Source organism: Spartinivicinus marinus, from assembly GCF_026309355.1.
Classification (GTDB): domain Bacteria; phylum Pseudomonadota; class Gammaproteobacteria; order Pseudomonadales; family Zooshikellaceae; genus Spartinivicinus; species Spartinivicinus marinus.
Window position 1 is genome coordinate 6,034,912 of the sequence record NZ_JAPJZK010000001.1, and the last position, 18,772, is coordinate 6,053,683.

Annotated in this window: 14 protein-coding genes, 1 tRNA gene and 1 pseudogene; 6 read left to right on the plus strand and 10 right to left on the minus strand. The window is 41.1% G+C overall.

The annotated features are described in order from the left end of the window. Positions 1 to 160: 160 nt before the first annotated feature. Together OQE68_RS26630 and OQE68_RS26635 are read left to right on the plus strand one after the other, a co-directional pair. Positions 161 to 1,249: a hypothetical protein gene (locus OQE68_RS26630; RefSeq protein WP_180569572.1), complete on the plus strand. Its 1,089-nt coding sequence runs from the start codon at positions 161 to 163 to the stop codon at positions 1,247 to 1,249. A 174-nt stretch (positions 1,250 to 1,423) separates the two neighbouring features. Next, positions 1,424 to 2,290, plus strand: coding sequence for a type 2 periplasmic-binding domain-containing protein (locus OQE68_RS26635; RefSeq protein ID WP_180569571.1), 867 nt, complete (start codon positions 1,424 to 1,426; stop codon positions 2,288 to 2,290). A gap of 16 nt (positions 2,291 to 2,306) precedes the next feature. Here OQE68_RS26635 and OQE68_RS26640 read toward each other — a convergent pair whose 3' ends face one another. Further along, on the minus strand, positions 2,307 to 3,197 hold the full coding sequence (locus tag OQE68_RS26640; protein WP_180569570.1) for a peptidoglycan-binding domain-containing protein: 891 nt from the start codon (positions 3,195 to 3,197) through the stop codon (positions 2,307 to 2,309). 542 nt (positions 3,198 to 3,739) lie between these two features. After that, positions 3,740 to 4,780, minus strand: a complete 1,041-nt coding sequence (locus OQE68_RS26645) for an acyltransferase family protein (protein ID WP_180569569.1) — start codon at positions 4,778 to 4,780, stop codon at positions 3,740 to 3,742. A gap of 917 nt (positions 4,781 to 5,697) precedes the next feature. Here OQE68_RS26645 and OQE68_RS26650 point away from each other — a divergent pair. Together OQE68_RS26650 and OQE68_RS26655 are read left to right on the plus strand one after the other, a co-directional pair. Beyond that, positions 5,698 to 6,432 (plus strand): GDSL-type esterase/lipase family protein, encoded by a 735-nt coding sequence (locus OQE68_RS26650; RefSeq protein ID WP_266195836.1) that lies wholly within the window; start codon positions 5,698 to 5,700, stop codon positions 6,430 to 6,432. 434 nt (positions 6,433 to 6,866) lie between these two features. Beyond that, positions 6,867 to 6,954 (plus strand) — tRNA-Leu (locus OQE68_RS26655). A 66-nt stretch (positions 6,955 to 7,020) separates the two neighbouring features. Here the strand turns inward: OQE68_RS26655 and OQE68_RS31040 are convergent. From OQE68_RS31040 to eat, 8 genes and pseudogenes are all read right to left on the minus strand, one after another. After that, positions 7,021 to 7,104: pseudogene (locus tag OQE68_RS31040) on the minus strand (hypothetical protein); the annotation flags it as partial. A 30-nt stretch (positions 7,105 to 7,134) separates the two neighbouring features. Next, positions 7,135 to 7,482 carry a TfoX/Sxy family protein gene (locus OQE68_RS26665; RefSeq protein ID WP_180569567.1) on the minus strand — a complete coding sequence of 116 codons (348 nt, stop codon included), beginning with the start codon at positions 7,480 to 7,482 and terminating at the stop codon, positions 7,135 to 7,137. A gap of 331 nt (positions 7,483 to 7,813) precedes the next feature. After that, positions 7,814 to 10,483, minus strand: a complete 2,670-nt coding sequence (pepN, locus tag OQE68_RS26670) for an aminopeptidase N (protein WP_180569566.1) — start codon at positions 10,481 to 10,483, stop codon at positions 7,814 to 7,816. Positions 10,484 to 10,499: 16 nt separating this feature from the next. Then, positions 10,500 to 11,213, minus strand: a complete 714-nt coding sequence (locus OQE68_RS26675) for a type 1 glutamine amidotransferase (protein ID WP_180569565.1) — start codon at positions 11,211 to 11,213, stop codon at positions 10,500 to 10,502. 4 nt (positions 11,214 to 11,217) lie between these two features. Next, complete coding sequence (locus OQE68_RS26680) at positions 11,218 to 12,414, minus strand: iron-containing alcohol dehydrogenase (protein WP_255490942.1); 1,197 nt, start codon at positions 12,412 to 12,414, stop codon at positions 11,218 to 11,220. Beyond that, positions 12,414 to 13,841 (minus strand): aldehyde dehydrogenase family protein, encoded by a 1,428-nt coding sequence (locus OQE68_RS26685; protein WP_180569564.1) that lies wholly within the window; start codon positions 13,839 to 13,841, stop codon positions 12,414 to 12,416. The genes OQE68_RS26680 and OQE68_RS26685 overlap by 1 nt, the downstream gene beginning before the upstream one ends. A gap of 16 nt (positions 13,842 to 13,857) precedes the next feature. After that, positions 13,858 to 15,240, minus strand: coding sequence for a glutamine synthetase family protein (locus OQE68_RS26690; RefSeq protein ID WP_180569563.1), 1,383 nt, complete (start codon positions 15,238 to 15,240; stop codon positions 13,858 to 13,860). 111 nt (positions 15,241 to 15,351) lie between these two features. Then, complete coding sequence (gene eat / locus OQE68_RS26695) at positions 15,352 to 16,788, minus strand: ethanolamine permease (protein ID WP_180569562.1); 1,437 nt, start codon at positions 16,786 to 16,788, stop codon at positions 15,352 to 15,354. 520 nt (positions 16,789 to 17,308) lie between these two features. Here eat and OQE68_RS26700 point away from each other — a divergent pair. Both OQE68_RS26700 and OQE68_RS26705 read left to right on the plus strand, forming a co-directional pair. Further along, positions 17,309 to 17,764 carry a cyclic nucleotide-binding domain-containing protein gene (locus tag OQE68_RS26700; RefSeq protein WP_180569561.1) on the plus strand — a complete coding sequence of 152 codons (456 nt, stop codon included), beginning with the start codon at positions 17,309 to 17,311 and terminating at the stop codon, positions 17,762 to 17,764. Positions 17,765 to 17,821: 57 nt separating this feature from the next. After that, positions 17,822 to 18,493, plus strand: coding sequence for an HD domain-containing protein (locus OQE68_RS26705; protein WP_180569560.1), 672 nt, complete (start codon positions 17,822 to 17,824; stop codon positions 18,491 to 18,493). Positions 18,494 to 18,772 lie beyond the last annotated feature (279 nt).

The window sequence follows — 18,772 nt, forward strand, 5'->3', positions numbered from 1 at the left end:
TATTTCTTTGACAATTTCAACCCCTGTTCCACCTGGGTCATCGGTTATCTTGGTTTTTCTGTCTTTATGATGAACATTCACCTGAGGGCGTTTAGGATAGGCTTGTGTTCGTTTTTGTAGCTATACTCATTTTGATAACCAAACTTAGGGATAAGCACCAATGCCAACGGATAGTACTTTACAACAGGATATTCTTATTGAATGCAAAGCCATGATGCAGTATGCATTTGCTTCGGGGTTAAAGGTGCCAGCCAATTTAGCCGCCTCTTTGGAAGCTTATGAGTTAGAAAGTTTACAATTTAATGACCAAACCACTGATTCTCCACAAATGGAGTTAATTGATAATACAACAGGTAATACGCCTAACAATAATCTCCCTAAAAACAATGCCCATCAATTGTCATTAATTCATAATCATTTAGCTGATTTAATTGCCCCCGCCAGACCAAAAACCCTATTACTGTTAGCAAGTGAAAGTCAAAAATCAAAATGGATAACGTTTTTAGGGCCAGTACCATTAATTCGCCATATGATTTTAGTGGCTATCGCTGCATTGATTAGTTTTATCACCCTAAGTTTATCCAGTTATGTTAATGGTATGCCAAGTAATTTTAGCTTATTGGAAAACTCTGGCATATCCCTACTGGTAAATGAGTTATTTTTGTTAGCTGCAGCCGCCATTGGGGCTTCATTTGCTGGTTTATTTCAGGCTAATTACTATATTAAAAATAGAACCTTTGATGAAATACACGGCTCATCCTACTGGATTCGTTTTGTTTTAGGGCTATTATCTGGCATTATTGTAGCCTCGCTTATTCCGATCGAAACTATCAGTGAGAATGAAGGCAAACTTTCTGCCTCCTTACATGGTTTAGGTAAACCTGTGTTAGCACTGTTAGGTGGTTTTTCCGCTTCTGTTGTGTATCGAGTTCTTTATCGCCTGGCCAGTGCAGTGGAATCTATTATTCAAAGTGATGTGAAAGAAAGTATCACACTGCAAGAGAATGCCGCTAAAAGTCGTATTAACGAGCAACTATTATCTGAGCGGATGCAAATTTCATCGAAATTAACCAACCTGCAACACAAGTTATCATCACAAAGTCAGCTACCTGATAACTTAATGCAAGAATTTCAACGCATCCAGCAGGAACTGGTTAACCCTGACTTTAATCAACTGGACTTACCCGAAAAGCCACCCAAGCCAATCAATAGCCAAGATAACAATACAAATACGGAAAAAGCAGGTTAATCTTTACTCTTCCAGCTAACGCTTAGGCCATCACTATAGTTAATTATCGCCGTCTCGGGCTTTAGTGTTTGCTTATTTAATAGATAGCTTGGTCATTAAATGATTCATAATGGGTATACCACTGGTTATACTGGTATACTGAACTATTAAATAACAGTAATGTGGCAACGAAAAATGAAAGTAGCACTGCCAACCTGTTTGATTTATTTGATTCTGACTAGTCGCTTAGCGTTATGCGATCTTACTATTACCCATGTTTCAAGGTACAGTGATACTGACAATAGAGATTTATATTACATCGAACTATTACATGTAGTTCTTAATAAAACCAAAGCGATGGATGGAAACTTCACAGTAAAAATGGCCGAGTCGCCTTTAAGTCAAGATAGAGCTATTGCCAGCCTTCAAGAAAACAAATTTATCAACGTATTATGGACGATGACATCCCGTCGCCGAGAGGAACTATTGTTACCCATTCGAATCCCTTTGTTAAAAGGATTACTTGGCCATCGTATTTTTATTATTCGAGAAGCAGATAAAGCTAAATTTGAGTCAATTAACAACCTTGAAGCTTTAAAGCAATATCGTGCGGGTCAAGGGCACGATTGGCCCGATACAGCTATTCTCAAGGCAAATGGTATACCCACAGTTACCAGCCCTGACTATGAGGGGCTATTTGCTATGTTAAAACACGGTCGGTTTGACTATTTTCCCCGTGGCGTGACTGAGATTTGGGGAGAAGTAGCCTCACACCAAAAGGAACGCTTTATAGTGAACCAAACTCTTATGCTTGTTTATCCAGCCCCTTTTTATTTCTTTGTAAATAAAGCAAATACTGCCCTTGCCGATAGACTGGAAAGAGGATTATGGATAGCGATTAAGGATGGTAGCTTTGACAAACTTTTCTATAACCACCCAGCACATGCCGAGATTTTTAAATCAGCCAACATGGAAAACCGAATTATTTTTCATTTTACTAATCCACTGTTACCCCCTAAGACACCATTAGATAATCAAGCTCTATGGCATAAAGTCAATTAATGGTTAAAAATATATTTTAAAACCAGTCAACGCTATATATTCTGTTTCTATACTGCCAAGGTGGTGTTTCTTGTAACTGCCCTTCAGTGTAAACTTTTAATAATTCACCACCAAAAGTAGAAATATCTTTTTCTAGGCCTTTTTCATACTGGAAATGCCACCACTCAGCGCCCAACCAACTGCCACCACTAAAAAAAGAACGACGGGCCCGAATCCGTTTAAAACCTTCTTTTTCAAATAATGTAGTAATATCAATAAACTTACCTGTTATCCATTTACCTTGTCTCCTAGCTCCATAGGTGACCGCATTTAATTCCATTTTCTCGCCACCTTCAGCCCTGGCAAATACTCTCCAATAACGGTCTCCTTCCGGTGTCACAACAAAAGGATCTCTTGCTCTATTTTCCATACCACTACCAACAAACAAGTCCAGCGCTCTACCAATATAGTGAAACGAGGTTGCACTGCGAGATGCTCCTACATGGGCATTTAACGCACGCCTTGCGCCAGAGCTGGTAAGTTTCCCTCCTGCTTCAACCACCTGCTGCCGTATTTTCATATAGGCTGTAGCAACATCCTCTCGCAAGAAAAACCGATCATAGCCATCTCTGTATTTATCTGCTGGCACCCTCACCCACGCCAGCAACTCTTTTTGCATATTATGTGATGTTAATGGGTGCACCTGTTCATCCATATTAATTGCTAACTCATTATGCAATGCACCCCATGTATTTTGCCCTACAATGCCGTCGGCATATAGGCAGTAATCCTCTTGAAATTGTATAACAGCATTGTCAGTTTTTTCACCAAAAATGCCATCTATCAGGCCTGGGTTATAACCAAGTTTTTTGAGGATTTCCTGAACACTTTTAACATCCTCCCCCTGACAGCCATTTTTAATTATCATTACACACCTCTGAATTGCCTATCATCATTAGGCTTTAAGTGTCTTCCCTTGGTTAAAGGTCATAGATCACCTCCAAATGATTTTGCTTGTTTGGTTGCCTCACACAGGGTAAAGTGCTTTGCCAATAATCCAGCTATAGCAAACATTATGATTGATAAACTAAAGCGTGCCGCTTACGCCATCCAATTCCTTCGTTTTCCATCCATAGTCATAGGATGCATCTGCTTTCTATCCGTCACATATATTTTTTTAACATCTCGGTCGCATGACAGTGATGTTTTGCTTATTCCAAGCCTAATTGGTCTACTCTGGGCTATAAGCAGCCATGGTTTTATTGTTACTTTTTGTTCAGCACCAGAGGCAACCAAGGCAAAACTGAGCTTTCTGAAAAAAATCCAATATAAGCTAAAACGCACCTGGTATTGGGTTATTGGTTTACTTTTTCTCGGCACTTCTGCTTTATTAATATTGATAACTTTCCGTATTTTTTCTTATTGGATGCGGTCATACTAAAAAGTCATCAATATTTCAGAGCAACAACCTTAAATATTGCCAGATGTTTGAGGTTGAATTCTGACAAACCCTCTGAGCGGGTATTTTGCCCTAATCAACCTTAGAGCAGGCTTTTCAATGAAATATGTCACAGCAGTAGCTATTATCATACAAATAGCAACAACAGAGGGAATCGCGAATAAAGGTGATACTCCTAATTGATAAAACTGATTTAAGATTACAAACCCCAAGTTATGATGGAATAAATACAGGGTATATGAAATTGTACCTAAAAAAACAAGTGGCTTGCATACTATAAACGTCAAATAGTTATAAATAAATAAGTAAAAACTTGCGTATAGCCCTGCTGCAACCCATACACTTTCTGGACTATCATCCATTATGCATTGGAGTAATACACTAATAACAATCAACAAGTGTCTAGATATATTTATCATTCCAGGTTGGGACTGATATTTAAGTCGATAAAACAAAATACCAGCAACAAATAAATGACCATAATCCAAAATTAAAAACAGTCTTAGTTTCCAGGGAAAATAACCATAAATATACTCACTAAAAAGAAACACTCCCTGTAGCAATAGCCACCCCAAGCATACCCACTCAATTTTATCTAACCATTTTATTTGCCATACCACCATCATAAAAAAATAAAACATGATTTCGTACTGTAACGTCCAGTAAACACCATCTACTGTCTGTGCACCTAATAATTCAGGAATCATAGTTAAATTCAAAACAACCGTTGTCGCAGTAAAAGTTGTTCCTGATAATCCAATCAACATTACAGCGAGAGTAGTAACAATTACTGCAATCCAAAATGCAGGGAACAACCGAGAGAATCTTGAAACAATAAAGTCACTAGCATGTTGCGTACGACTTAACGTAAGAAAAATAACAAAGCCACTAATCATAAAAAACCATGTGACACCATAGTGACCTAAAGGAAAATCAAACACCAGTGAAGGGTGTTCATAAAGCTGATCATAACGCGTTGTAAGGTGAAATAAAACAACAGCAATTGCTGCCAAACCACGAAATACATCTAACTCGGCTAGTCGATTAGTCAAGGCATTCCCCTTAGATTACCTATAAATTACAGCAAGGCATGCGGCAGCTACATTAAATTATTTAAAAGTCACTTCACGGTAAGCCTATACCACGCTGTCTTTACATCGTAAAATGACTCATACTAGGTATACATTATTGCTATTAAACTACAAACACATTACTCACAGTACCATGATAAGTCTTTGTTAATCATATTTTGACTCTTTATTGCCCATCTATAAATTGACTACATAGATAGTCACCACAACCAACCCTCCATACAATTTTCAAAGCATATCAACAACCCTATTTCTTCTTTTTATTAATATGTTTGCGACTATAAGCAACCAAGCAAAAAGTATGCGCATGTACTAGTAACGCGGCTTAGAGCTAGTCCCACTTAACGAAAAATGTAACCTTATCCAAAGTCGTAAATTTATTTGCCCAATCTCATTGGATATATACTTTTCGCGAATGATTTTTACGGTTTGTTGTCTACGCTACTCACCCCAATCTCCCATTATTTATAGGCTTATGGGGCTTTGTTACTTGACGGCCATTCCTAAAAACCATTCGCTTTGACTATACCTTATCCCATTTTAATTTTTTACTGAACTTTATTATTTTGTTTAATTACTGAAATATTTGTGGCATAGCTACCTCTACTCTACAATAAGGGGAAACAATGTTTAATTTTCAACCAATAGTCTCTAAAAAATACAACGTTAGACAGCCGCTCAAAACCACTTTTTAAATGGTAGTGTCAGAAATAATTGAATTGGATGGAGAAACGCTAAAACTAGCATACTGCTAAGTACAAAGAAGAGAAGTGAACATAAAATAGCAACAAAGTCTTCTTTTGACCTCGATGCTTGGCTGAGTAATATGGATAACTTCATTACTGGTGATGTGAAGAATATTTCAAAAGTGATATATTATGGCAACTAGATATTTATCAAACTATAAAACACTATTTATCGCTACTTTGTGCCTGCTAGTAGGATTCTCTTATGGTATGGCTAGTATTCAATATCAGCTTTTTCCTTATAGTCAGATAATATGGATAAAAAACAGCTTATCCCCTAATAAAAAAATACAACCGTTAAGCAGAGGATATTCCCATTATTATAATCGTAGAGTCTCTTTTTTTAATATTCATGTAGCCAATGCCAGAAATGTTATGTTAGGTGACTCGATAACTGATGATGCGGAGTGGCATGAGTTATTTCCTGATTACTCCATTGTTAATCGAGGAATTGGAGGAGATACAATAGCAGGCGTATTAAATCGTTTAGAACTCATTCCAAGTGATACTAAGCAAGTTTTTCTGATGTTAGGGACTAATGATATTATTCGTAAAACCCCATTTGACGAAATGATAAAAAATTATCAGCAAATAGTAACCAGGTTACAAACTAAAGGTATCACTCCTATTATTCAATCAACCTTATTTTTTGGTGAGCCATTTAAACCTTTCAATCAAATCGTTGTAAAACTCAATGAACAACTGGTCAGTCTTGCAAAGCGTTTAGACATTCAATACATTGACCTAAACGCAAAACTCGCACCTAATGGAGTACTTGACGCAAAATATACTATAGATGCTATCCATCTAAATGGAGCTGGTTATAGTCAATGGCAACGAGCTATCGAACCTATTTTGCAAAAATAAGCCTGTCAAAACAAATAAAGGTTGTCGTTCACCCCTAGACTTGCGCTTAGGGGTGTAGTTACTTTAAATAATTAATTGGTTTTAGAAAACAAAATAGTTACAGCCTGACATGGCAATAGAAGGCTGCAGGTGCAGCGTGCCACTCAATCAATTTTCTCGCTGATCTTCTTACTATCCTATTTACCCATAATGTTTTTCTTTTTCGAATAAAAAATGAGCATTATGAAACAACACAGGCAAGTTGATGAACCATCTCTAACCAATAAATCTCTAACCAATAAGAAGACCCGCCACAATAAAGAGGTTAGATTTTAAACTACAAAAAATATTTACTGAAACTCGATTTCAAAAACAATAACTTCTAACTATTGCACTACAAGAAAAGCTATGTATAATGAGCCCCACTTTCGACAGCAAGTAAGTCGCTGTTAGCCGCCCGGGTGGCGAAATTGGTAGACGCAAGGGACTTAAAATCCCTCGGAGGAATACTCCGTGCCGGTTCGACTCCGGCCCCGGGCACCAAATAGTTAGTAACAAATCAATAACTGAGTCAATAACCCCCGCACCAGCTGGTAGCTTTGTTTCGTCATTTGGTTGATATTTACCCGTTCTCACCAAGCAACCCTGCAGTCCAGCATCCATAGCCCCCTGCCACATCACTGATTGCATCATCTCCTACCATTAAGAGTGGGTGTGTCCAAATCAGGTCTTATTTACAACAATATCTACCGCTTCTTTGGCCCATTTGACCAATAGTGTAGGATATTTGATCAACTCTTCTGGCGCCTCATAATATTGTTTAACTTTGACAATCCCTTTGGTTGAAGCGTAAGAAAAAGGTTGCATACCTTTATCCAAATACTTCTGACGCGTGATATCATCTACCCGAAAATAGATCGTTGTTCCTCTAATAATAGCGAACTGTTTAGCTGCAATCTGTAAACCATACCCACCAAATATCTGCTTCCCTCCAATATCCCCCAAAGGTTTGAGCAACTGTTGTACAGTTTGAATAAACTCGTTGGTTGAAGTGATAGAAGTAGCAGTCATTTAAGTTCTCGGTTAAGTCAGGCGTGTAGTGTAGTATATTACATAACCGATAGTGATTAAACCTCAAGCAATTGTTACAAGGGCTAGCTTGCTAACATTTCCCCTACTGGATTGTCGCGAAAGTTGACTCCTCCTCTTGATTGTCGCAAAAGCTGGTAAATATGGAGTAATGGGGTGTTCTGGAGCAGCTGTCGGGAACAGCTAAAGCTCTAAAGGCCATGGATGGCCTTATAGAGCGGTGGAAGAATACCCTATTACTTCATATTTTTTCATCAATACTCTTTCGCGCCCCCCTCCATAAAGAACGAAAGCAGCTTCGTGACAACTACTCCTACAACTGTTGTCTGTTTTTTTCCTTTATACGTTGACTAATAGCAACACAGCGTTCTTCCTGTTGGATAGCGATTTTTAAACGCTTTTGGACTACTGGGCTGTTAAATTCAAGGTTAGTTAACGCTGTTCGTAATCGTACAACATTTTCTGGCTGACACAGTTTAGGCAATAATCGAGAGTATGTTGATTTAAACCGGCTGTCTTTTTCTTTCAGCAGATTAAGTTGCCCAACAATTTGGTCTGCATAATTAGCAGATAAGGTAAACTGACTGGTAGGAAATAGCCCTTCAACTAAAGAACGTTGTTCTTGCAGGGTTAAATTACTGTTACCCCACAACTGTTCTAGCCAGTATTGTTTAGTTTTAGTCTGTGGCTGAATCGCTTTAGCCAATAAAGCCTGACGCTCTGCACGATCGGAACTATCTCGGCTTAGCTCCTGATTAATCCACTGTGCAGCACTGGGAATAGCATACTCATTCAGCTTCACCACCAACTGCCAGCGTAAATCTTGGTCAATAGCTAACCCTGCTATTCGTCGTTTTAATGCCAGAATATCTTCTACTTTTGCTAGGCCAGCAGGTGTATGAGTAAAGTGAATAAAGGCCTCAAACCAAAGTGCTTGCCAGTCAGACCCAGGCCTTGCTTTCGTAAGCTGTTGCCAAGCAAGATTTTCCAGTTGAGGGCCAAAAATAGCCAGCTCTTTTTCATGCAATACGGCTAAATAGTCATAGCTTTCCTGCAAATTAGTCACCACCTGCCGTACAATCATTTCATTGTTTTCTAAAGGTAGTTGCTTTAATGCCCATGGTAAGTAATCTGTTAATGACAATTTAGCCGCCATGACTTGGTCCCATTGACTTTGCCATACCATTGAACGTAACAGTGGATCAGTAATCCTCGACAAGTGCCGTTTGATATAATTTTCTGAGTGAGCATCCAGTGCCACTTTACTGTATCCCCAGTCTTCAACATTCACAAAAGTAAATGCTGGGCAAGGGCGTCCTACTACTGTAGAAACAGGTGTTACCTCACCTAAATAAGTCACAGGAATCTGTTTAGCTGACTTTAATTGTTTGCCTTTATCATAATACAGTCCAACTAGTACCCGCTGTGTACGATAAACAGGGTATTTATTGGAGGCTTGCTGAACAATATCAAACTCACTGATTTTGTTATTTTTGCACTGATAGCGAGCGCTAATCGTGTTTACCCCAGCAGTACGCAACCACTGTCTTACCCAAGGGGTTAAGTTCTGTTTTGAGGCCGCAGCCAGGCTATTAAAAAAGTCTTCAAGCTGAGTATTTCTACCTGCGTACTGCTTTAAATAATTGTGTACCCCTTGCTGGAAATTATCAGGTCCTAAGTAATGGGCTAATTGTTTTAAGACAGCAGCCCCTTTACCGTATGTAATACCATCAAAATGAGTAAAAGCATTATTGGTATCGACGACCTTCACCTCAATAGGATGGGTAGTAACTAATTCATCTTCTTCATACGCCCATAATTTTATCCGTGAATAAAACCGCAACCAGCTATCCTGATACTCAGGATACTGATTCATAGCTAAATGGGCCATATAAGTGGCAAAGCTTTCATTCAACCATAAACCATTCCACCAGTCCGCTGTCACTAAATCGCCGAACCACATATGGGCCAGCTCGTGTAAAATCACATTCGCACGACTCTGGCGTAACTCCCGGGTCACTTTTCCACGGGTTAAATACCGCTCGGAATAAGTCACTGCCGCCACATTTTCCATACCACCAGCATTAAACTCCGGCACAATTAGCTGGTCGTATTTAGCGTATGGATAATCCAAGCCAAAATAGTCCTGGAAAAAAGTCATACCATGACGGGTTAATTTAAACCATTCCTCAGCATCCACATAATTGGCCATTGAAGGTCTAGCCATTAAGCGTAACGGTGGCGTATCACTGTTGTCTTCCCAAATTTGATAGGGACCTGCATGCAGAGAAATAATATAGGTACTAAACCGAGCTGACCGAGGGAAATGCCAACGCTGCTGAGCAGAAGATAATCGCTCAATAGCTGACTCCCGCTCCGCCGTCACAACCTGCCATTCAACAGGGGCATCAACCGTTAACTGATAAGTAGCTTTTAAGTTTGGTTGATCAAATTGAGGGAACAACTTATTGCCATCATAAGGCTGTAGTTGCGTATGCAAGTAAGCCTTACCATCTTTTGGATCAATAAATCGATGTAACCCAGCGCCATCCTTACTATATGGGTGACTGTATTGAACAATCACTTGGTTACGACCCGTCTTTAACTGATTAGCAGGTAATTTAATAAACCAATTGTTGTATGCTGCTTTTACTGGCTTACCATTAACCTGCATACTGTTGACCTGCCCTCCTACAAAATCCAGGGTCAGGGGTTGCTTGCCAGGCTGCCAGGTAAAATCAACTTTCACTTCACCTGTATAATCGGGTTTATTTTTTGATAATGATAAAGCGAGTTGATACGACACATCTTGTACTTGTTGATAACGCTGCTTAGCATATTCATGGGTGAGATTAGCTTCAGCAGCCCTGATCCATTGGCGCTTTTGTTCCGTTTGTTGCGTTACACAGCCAGAGACTAAGCTCACGGCTAGCCCCGTCATTAGTAGTTGACTCCACGGCCTCAATTGAGAGGTGTTATCCATTCTTGTTTTTCCTTTTTTATGGATTTTGTAAAGATTCCTGAATAAAAGCAGCTATCCACTGAATAATCCGTTCACTATCCACTGATGCTGCCATTGAATATTCTGCTTCACGCACCCGTTCTGGTGAATATTTTTCACTCCGCAATTTAATCAGGTCACGACTATAGGCTTTAGTAAATTCGGGATGTCCTTGAATACCCAGCCATTTACCTCGCTGGATAATGTAATTAGGACAAAACTGGCTGCCGCCTAATACTTCTATTTCAGCTGGCAGTTCCACCACTTGATCTTGATGGCTCACCCATAAATCGACTTCGGGTTTAAAGGGCCGCATCCAACTTTTAGGCTGTTTGACTTGATTAAAAGAAACCCCAATGCCCCAGCCTTTTGCTGACTTTTCAACCTTACCACCCAATACCTGAGCCATTAACTGATGACCAAAACAAATCCCTACAAAAGGTTTATCCACTTGATACAACTGGCGTAAAAAACCTTGCAATGCAGTCAACCAAGGCAGTGATTCATAAGCACCAAAGCGACTGCCTGTGGTTATATAGGCATCACAGCAATCAATATCGTCAGGTAGTATTTTTTGGGTGGCATCAAAGCATTGCCAGTCTACACTCACCCCCGCCCGCTCAAACACCGCTTTAAATTGCTCTGGGTAGTCACCATGGGCAGACTGTAATTCTGTTACAACATGATCGCACTGAAGTAAACCCAACTTCACATTATCACCGCCCAGAAAATTTCAATGTGCCAGTAACGGCATTGGTACAAAGTGTCGCATAGTCCTCAACTGAAAATAAAATAGGGTTGGTTACCGCAGAAGGGTCTTTAAAGGCTAACTCCGCTAATGCATCCACATCACTTAATGTCACGCCAACTGCATCCAACGTATGGGGAATTCCCAGTCGGTCTCGTAAACTTAAAACCCACTCAATAAAGCCAGCAAAATCCGCTTGCGGTAAATTGATGTATTTAGCCAACTGCTCAATACGACAAGCAATTTTAGTGCGATTGGCTACTAATACATACGGCATCAGTATTGCGTTTAATAAGCCATGATGGGCATTATACCTAGCCCCCATTGGGTGTGCTAATGCATGCATAGCACCCAGCCCTCGCTGAAATGCAGTTGCTCCCATACAAGACGCCACTAACATATGGGTTCTTGCTTCAATATCATCACTATTTTCATAGGCCCTGGGTAAATAATGACGAATCAACCGGGTCGCTTCAACGGCAATGCCGGCAGCCATGGGGTGATAGCCTGGCGCGCAAAATGCCTCTAAATTATGGGCTAATGCATCCATACCAGTAGCAGCGGTTAAATTAGCAGGTAAACACAAGGTTAATTCCGGGTCTAATAACACCTGACAGGGCAGCATTTTTGGGTGAAAAATAATTTTTTTTAACCGCACTTTTTCATCAGTAATGACCGCCGCTCTACCTACCTCAGATCCTGTACCTGCTGTAGTGGGCACGGCCACCACAGGCACAATTTTTTCTGCATCAGCCTGTTCCCAGTTATCACCGATATCTTCAAAATCCCAGAGTGACTGTGTTTGCCCTGCCATTAATGCAATCGCTTTTCCTGCATCCAGTGCACTACCACCACCAATAGCAATGACGCCATCATGCTGGTGATATCGAAATTGTGTCACTCCCGCCATAACCTGCTGACCAGTAGGATTGCCGCTTATTTTGGTAAACACAGTCAGCTTCAACCCTCCCCTGGCTATTTTCCCAATTAATGCGGTAAAAATAGGTAGCTGGGCCAATATGGGGTCAATTACTACCAGGGGTGACTGAATACTATTTTGCAAACAGAGCTTAGGTAACTGTTGTCGTTCACCAATGCCTAATAAAATGGCGGTAGGAAAATGCCAATGGCAAGGCATTTGTTCAATCACTGAAGTATGCTCCATTATGCCTGCTCCTTAAAATGATACGACTTAGGTCGTGTCACTGTTTCATAGCCCCAAGCGGATAAGCAATAGCCTTTACCAGAGGCTTTTACACCGGTCCATGCCAATGCAGGGTCTAAATAATCACAGCGATTTAAAAATACCGTCCCCACTGCTAGCTGATTGCCAATATTTCGGGTTGTTTCATTGTCTTGACTATAAATCGCTGCTGTTAAGCCATAATCAGAATCATTAATTAATGTAATCGCCTGTTGGTCGTCACTCACCTTCATCACTGGCAATAAAGGGCCAAAGGTTTCTTCCATCATAACGTCCATTTGATGATTGACCCCCGTTAATACTTGGGGTGCCAAATAGGCACTATTTGCCGTATTAATCCTGAGCGGTGGCTGACCGAAGACTTCATTTATAAACAGCTGTGAGTCAAGCTGTGCTTCAGCTCCTTGCTCAATTGCTTGTTGAATTTGTGCTTGCACCTGACTGGCAGCACTGGCTCTTACCATTGGCCCAAGGGTTGTCTGTTGATGCTCTGGATGACCTAACCGATATTGTTTAACTGCATCAATAATCATCGGTAAACACTGGTTGTACACGTCCTGATGGATATACAGTCGCTCGATTCCGCAGCAAGATTGACCACTATTATAAAAAGCGCCGTCGATAATACTGGCGACACTGGCTTTAAGGTCTGCATCAGGGCGGATATAGGCAGCATCTTTGCCACCCAGCTCTAAACCAAGCGTTTTAAAGTGCCCTGCCAGCTGTTGCTCAACCTGTTTACCTGCTGATACCGAACCGGTTAATACCACATGGTTAATTTCATTAGCGATTAGTAATTCACCTGTCGTTTGATGATCCAAGTGTAAATACTGAAACACCCCTTCTGGTAATTGTGCCTGCTTAAATGCTTCTGCTAACCATTCAGCACAACGTGGCGTTTGCGAAGAATGCTTTAATATAACCCCATTACCTGCCACTAATGCCGGAATAATGGAATTAATCGCCGTTAGTAATGGGTAATTCCAAGGGGCAATCACCATCACCAGCCCCAGAGGTTCACGCACTAATCGATTATTAAAGCCTGCCTTTGCATGTAGCTGAGCAGGCGCCAAGGCCGACTCAGCCACCTCCAGCATATAGCTGGCTCGCTCAACCATCACAGTCACTTCACGCTCGGCTTGTAATAACGGGCGCCCCATTTGCCAACAAATATCTCGCCCAATAGCCTGCTGCTGACTAAGACAATAATCCATTGCTTGTTGACAATATGCAATGCGCTCATTCAATGGTAGCTTACACCACAACTGTTGAGCTTTTGTTGCTTGCTCCAATGCAACCGCTATTTGCTTGTCACTGGCATAAGGTCTCTCTAACCATACTTGATTATTAATGGGAGAAATTGTTTGAAATACTGCGGTGGTGGACATCCACTTTCCTCATTTATTAAATAATTTCAAAATACCGATCCAGCTCCCAGTCGGTAATATGCTTGCGGAACTCTCGCTCTTCCCACTCTCGGGATGCAGCAAAATGCTCAACAAAAGCACTACCAAAATAGTCTCGGGCAATACTGGATTGCCGAAGTCGCTGCGCTGCATCCCATAGTGTTGCGGGCAACGCTTGCTCTTCAGGAATAGCTTTATCATAAGCATTACCAACAATCGCCGGTGAAGGTTCAGTCGATGAGCAAATACCCTGCAAGCCAGCAGCGATAGTGGCTGCCAGTGCTAAATAAGGGTTTGCATCAGCAGCACCTAAACGCATTTCCAACCGCTGGCTTTGTTCACTACCTGATATCACCCTAATTGCTGTCGTACGATTTTCTACCCCCCATGTCGCATGGGTTGGAGCCCAAAAGCCAGGAACCAACCGCCGATAGCTATTAATAGTGGGTGCTAATAAAGGTAAAAACTCTGGCAACTGTTGTTGCAGACCTCCAATAAAATATCGCTGTACTGCACTCATGGTATGTTTTTGATTCGCCGCATAAAACACAGGTTGTCCCGTATTTTTATCGACCAGAGAAAGGTGAATGTGACCACTTTGACCTGGGTATTCGTTAGACCACTTCGCCATAAACGTGGCCATTCGCTGATTTTTTTGTGCCCAGACTTTAATAAAGGTTTTAAATAATGCAGCTTTATCTGCTGCATTTAAGGCATTATCCACTGTCAATGCCGCTTCCAATACACCAGGCCCGGTTTCAGTATGTAACCCCTCAATAGGAAAATCCATCGCTTCAGCTAAGGCTAAAATTTCATGATACCACTCAGCATGCACACTATTTCGTAAAATTGAATAACCGAAATAATCCGGTGTCACTGGCTTTAATTGACGAAACCCTTTTTCACGAGCACTGTCAGGGGTTTCATCAAATAAAAAAAACTCATATTCAAAAGCCGCATTAACCTGATAGCCCATATCATCAGCCGCTTGCAGTACCTTACGCAATAACCCACGGGGACATAAGGCTTCTGCATTACCTTTCAGCTGACCTAAAATCAGCAGCATATTGTCTTCTAACGGCAGTTCACGGCAGGTATTGGGTAATAGTTCAACCGGAGCATCGGGATAACCCGTATGCCAACCAGTGAAAGACACATTATCATATAATTGATCTTTTATATCCCACCCTAAAATGACATCGCAAAATGAAAAGCCTGACTCTACTGACTTGATTAGTTTATCCCGGCTCATATATTTACCGAGCATCACCCCATCCAAATCAAATAACCCCACTTTGATATGGGACAACTGTCGTTGTTGGATCAGCTGCGCTAAGTCCTGCTGAGTAGCCACTTGCCGTGCAGTTATTGGGTCTGTCATATAACTTCCTTATTCAATACAACCTGTATACTCTTCGTGAATGATTTTTATCTATTTGAAATCATTTTTATTTTAGGACATATCTAAAAGTAGCTATTTTTAGACGTGTCCTTAGGTTAATTCAGCTTCTGCCTGAGTAATAGCTGCCAACTCTTCCTCTGGTGCCTGGGCCACTAAATGGTGACGACTGTACAGGGTAAAATAAGCCAGTAGCACCACAAAAAATAATGCTGACCAAGCGGCAGCGGCTAAATTAACCACAAATGTACTGATTAACGCAATAATGGCCAATAACAGAGCAACTGTGGAGGTATACACTCCCCCTGGTGTATAGTAGGGACGGTTTAACTCAGGCGCATTTTTTCTCAACAAAATATGGGAAAGCATCATCATGGCATAGGAGATGGTAGCGCCAAAAACAGCCATGGTAATCAGTAAGTCACCCTCCCCTGTCAGCGACAGACCAAACCCCAATACACCAGGTACAATCAGTGCCACTGCTGGGGCTTTGCGTTGGTTAGTTAATGATAAGAATCTCGGCAAATATCCAGCTCTGGAAAGAGCAAACACCTGTCGGGAATATGCAAAAATAATCGAGAAAAAGCTCGCAATTAAACCGGCCAGCCCCACTATATTGACGAATATTGCAGCACTTGAGCCTTTACCATAAACGGCTTCTAATGCGCCTACCAGTGGAGCACCATGGGTTTGCATTAATGCCGCGCCTGCACCACCGGGTGCTAAAAATAGCACTAAACCAGCTAATATTAATAACACCATCATTGCCCAAATAATCCCTTTCGGCATATCTTTGGTTGGTTGTTGTGCTTCTTCTGCTGCAAGAGGAACCCCTTCTACGGCTAAAAACAGCCACATAGCAAAAGGCAAGGCACCCCAAATCCCTATCCAGCCGTTGGGCAACCAAGCACTGGCACCCAACGCATCAGGGTTAATGGGGATATCCAGTAAATTTGCCCACTGAAAATGGGGTAACATCCCTAGCACAAATACCAGAATGGCTAGTAATGCCAAAGCGGTGATCACAAACATCAATTTCAGTGCTTCCCCTACCCCCACCAGGTGAATACCAATAAAGACACTATAAAAAGCTAAATAAACCCATGGCCCATTAATCCCTAGCAATGCATTCATATAATGACCAATAAAAACAGCTATCGCTGCAGGAGCAATCGAATACTCTAATAAAATTGCACTGCCAGTAATAAAGCCACCCCACGGCCCCATCGCACGCCTGGCAAAGCCATAGCCTCCACCAGCAGTCGGAATGGCTGCGGATAATTCCGCTAATGAAAAGACTAAACAGCAATACATGACCGCCATGACCACAGTAGCGATCAACATGCCACCAAAGCCTGCTTGAGCCAAACCAAAATTCCACCCGGAAAAATCGCCAGATATCACATAAGACACACCCAGACTGGCAAGCAGCACCCAACCAGCAGCACCTTGCTTTAACTGACGCTTTGAAAAATAGTCAGTAGAAACTGTTTCATAACTAATTACTGAAGAAGTGTTGCTTTCCGCCATAACATTCCTTGTTTTTATTATTAGGCCTAAAACCTCTATTACACCGCTAATTTAAGGGCTTTTTGAGCACTTTAACAAATAGAACAACCTGAAAAAAATCGTTTGCCAAGGGTTTATTATTTTTTATTTTATACTTTTGGCTATAGAAACCAATTGCTGAATGACTTTTTAACCGACAGTGACATTCACTTGTGCAATAATAAGCCATACTTAGTAATCACTTATTATGCCTCATTAAACAGACGTCGCTATGCTACCATATCACTGAAGACGGGTGCTGTATATATCTTTAAAACCGGGGTATGAGAGCTAATAATAATACACGTCAATATTTATGTCTGAATAAACGCTATCATTAATAAACGAGCTATCTAACTAGAAGGAAGACTATAACAGCATTATATAACTGTTCACTCAATATGGTTGAATGATGTATAACTAAAGTGTATTAAGTAGATTACCCGTTAACAGCGAATTTTGTTATTCTCAGGGGTAATCCCTTGCTAAAAGAGGCTTGATTTTGGATATTAAAGAAGAAGTCGAACAGCTAAGCCAGGTTCCCATGTTTTCTAAAATGGAGCCATCAAAATTACGGCTGTTGGCTTTTACCAGTGAAGCACTTTGTTATAAAGACCAAGAGCTATTATTTGAGCAAAATGATCCTCCTGACAGTGCCTATGTCATCATGAGCGGCGAAGTTGAGGTCGTTGCCCATACCTCTGCTGGTGAAGTGGTCGCTGCTACTCGTGGACGCAATGCATTGATTGGTGAAATGGCCGTCATCATGAAGTCTCCTCGCTCGGCAACCATTCGTGCTAAAGGAGAAGTGCACGTATTGAAAATCAATGCTGATGTTTTCCTCACACTCCTTTCAGAAAACCCCAGTGTTGCTCTTGATGTGATGCATCAACTTAGTGCTAAAATTGCCGAAGCCCAACGGCAGTACGAGCAACTGCATGAGCAGTTACAAGTGTAGCGCTTTCTTCAAATACCCGAATGAGTGGCATAAGAAACTACACTAAAATAAAAATAGATGCTAAGACGGTATTTAGACCCTATGATGCAACGGCGGTTTTGTCAGTTATGGAATAGAACTGTTGCTGGTAGTAGCGACCAGGACGCAGGCGAAGTTTTTCATCGCGTTTATTCTTACTACAATTCAGATGAGCGTTATTATCACTCGACAGACCACATTCAGTTTTGTCTGAAACAATTTGATCTTGTCAGTGAGTTGTTAACAGCACCAGATGCAGTAGAAATGGCTATCTGGTTTCACGATGTAATCTATGAACGAGGGGCCTGTGACAACGAAATTCAAAGTGCACAATTTTTTAAAGACTATGTCGCTGAAAAATTGAATCCAGAGCTTGCAGACCAAATATACAATCTCATTCTAGACACTACTCACAAACACACCCCACCCACCCTGGATGGCCAATATTTAGCCGATATTGATTTATCTAGTATGGCCCTACCCTGGCAGGAGTTTTTACGTGACAGCACCAACGTACGCGCTGAGTGTAGTCATTTATGTGATAACGAGTTTTACCCTAAACAGCTCGCATTTTTAGAGTCACTACTACAACGAGAACGGTTTTTCTTCACCGACTTTTTTCAGCAGCGTTTTGGCGATCAAGCCCAAGACAACCTACAGCGCTTAATCAAGCAACTGAACCAACAAGGTTTTCATAGCTGCAAAAAATAACAGTCAGTCGAAAATAACAAGGCCAAAGCATAAACATCATTCGCGAAGGGTATTACTCAACGTGAAGGGCTTATAGGGGGCTAGCTTACTACTGTGAAGCTAGCGATAGCAGCACTAACGGAAATAAAAAGTGCTAGCTGGGCCGTCGAGCAATGAGTTCCAGCCAGCACTTTTATATAAATTAAAGTTGCTGTCGTAAATCTTACGGTAGCAGACTTACCCCTATGAGTTTGTGTGCTAATAAACGATTAGGGTGAATTGCGATGACAACAAACCATA

What these genes read in the sequence shown, in the direction of transcription:
- OQE68_RS26690 (WP_180569563.1), bottom strand. Translation starts at nt 15,240, where the DNA reads ATGACAGACCCAATAACTGCACGGCAAGTGGCTACTCAGCAGGACTTA.
- OQE68_RS26680 (WP_255490942.1), bottom strand. Translation starts at nt 12,414, where the DNA reads ATGGAGCATACTTCAGTGATTGAACAAATGCCTTGCCATTGGCATTTT.
- OQE68_RS26635 (WP_180569571.1), top strand. Translation starts at nt 1,424, where the DNA reads ATGAAAGTAGCACTGCCAACCTGTTTGATTTATTTGATTCTGACTAGT.
- pepN (WP_180569566.1), bottom strand. Translation starts at nt 10,483, where the DNA reads ATGGATAACACCTCTCAATTGAGGCCGTGGAGTCAACTACTAATGACG.
- OQE68_RS26705 (WP_180569560.1), top strand. Translation starts at nt 17,822, where the DNA reads ATGCTAAGACGGTATTTAGACCCTATGATGCAACGGCGGTTTTGTCAG.
- eat (WP_180569562.1), bottom strand. Translation starts at nt 16,788, where the DNA reads ATGGCGGAAAGCAACACTTCTTCAGTAATTAGTTATGAAACAGTTTCT.
- OQE68_RS26665 (WP_180569567.1), bottom strand. Translation starts at nt 7,482, where the DNA reads ATGACTGCTACTTCTATCACTTCAACCAACGAGTTTATTCAAACTGTA.
- OQE68_RS26650 (WP_266195836.1), top strand. Translation starts at nt 5,698, where the DNA reads ATGGCAACTAGATATTTATCAAACTATAAAACACTATTTATCGCTACT.
- OQE68_RS26640 (WP_180569570.1), bottom strand. Translation starts at nt 3,197, where the DNA reads ATGATAATTAAAAATGGCTGTCAGGGGGAGGATGTTAAAAGTGTTCAG.
- OQE68_RS26630 (WP_180569572.1), top strand. Translation starts at nt 161, where the DNA reads ATGCCAACGGATAGTACTTTACAACAGGATATTCTTATTGAATGCAAA.
- OQE68_RS26685 (WP_180569564.1), bottom strand. Translation starts at nt 13,841, where the DNA reads ATGTCCACCACCGCAGTATTTCAAACAATTTCTCCCATTAATAATCAA.